The following is a 988-nucleotide window of genomic DNA, read 5'->3' as shown; positions in this document are numbered from 1 at the left end:
TTCCTTTCTATATAGAGGGAGTTTAGTCTAATAAGGTAAAAGTAAGAGGATTACTTAAGATAGTTAGCGAATATTTTAGGAAAATCAAATAGAATTAGGTGAAGTAAATGGGAGATTCTAAGAAATTAAAGCCAATTGAAGCCTCCAAACAGTTTATTTATAAATACTTCCCTGACTGTGATGGTGCTGTATTGGCTGGTAGTGTTGTAAGAGGTGAGGCAACAGATACGTCTGACCTTGACATTGTTGTTTTTGATAAAAGCTTAAAATCAGCGTATAGAGAGTCATTAATTGATTTTGGTTGGGCAATTGAGGTTTTTGTCCATAATTTAACTTCCTATAAACACTTTTTCAACTTGGATTATCAAAATGCTAAGCCTTCTATGCAAAGAATGATATTAGAAGGGATTATTATAAAAGATGAAGGAATTATTGATTCTATAAAGGAAGAAGCTAAAGAAATAATGGAGTATGGTCCTGAAAGATGGACGGAAGAAATAATTACGACAAAACGTTATTATATAACTGATGCCCTTGATGATTTTATAGGTTGTAAAAATCGAGCAGAAGAAATATTTATAGCGAACTCATTAGCTGAACTTATTCAGGAATTTGTATTAAGAACTAATAGTTGTTGGGTAGGCTCTTCTAAATGGATTATTCGTGCTTTGAAACAATACGATGTAAGATTTACCGAAGAATTTGTTGAAGCCTTTGATACTTTTTATAAAACTGGTGAGAAAAGCAAAGTTGTTCTACTTAGTGAAAAGGTTTTAGAACCATTCGGTGGGCGACTATTTGAAGGGTTTTCATTAGGTAAAGAAAAACTTTAATATTTGTATTCTTCATAAGCTAACTGGGTGCTAGAGTTAAAGATTGGGATGGCTGCGGCGATTCCATTTTTTTATTGTGCTAACGAGGCAGCATTCCTGTAATGAGTGAAAATGAGGTTTGAACAAAAAAATAACCTCTTGGTAGAATGAGAGTG

At 33.1% G+C, this 988-nt stretch carries 1 protein-coding gene; it reads left to right on the top strand.

Annotated elements, in window-relative coordinates; genetic code table 11:
• Positions 1-107 precede the first annotated feature (107 nt).
• On the top strand, positions 108-833 hold the full coding sequence (locus ABES02_RS28445; protein WP_430141199.1) for a nucleotidyltransferase domain-containing protein: 726 nt from the start codon (positions 108-110) through the stop codon (positions 831-833).
• Positions 834-988: the final 155 nt, after the last annotated feature.

It is taken from the genome of Neobacillus pocheonensis (genome assembly GCF_050477905.1).
GTDB classification, from domain to species: Bacteria; Bacillota; Bacilli; order Bacillales; family Cytobacillaceae; genus Neobacillus; species Neobacillus pocheonensis_A.
The sequence above is the reverse complement of the archived record's forward strand: the minus strand, read 5'-3'. Positions and strand labels throughout refer to the sequence as shown.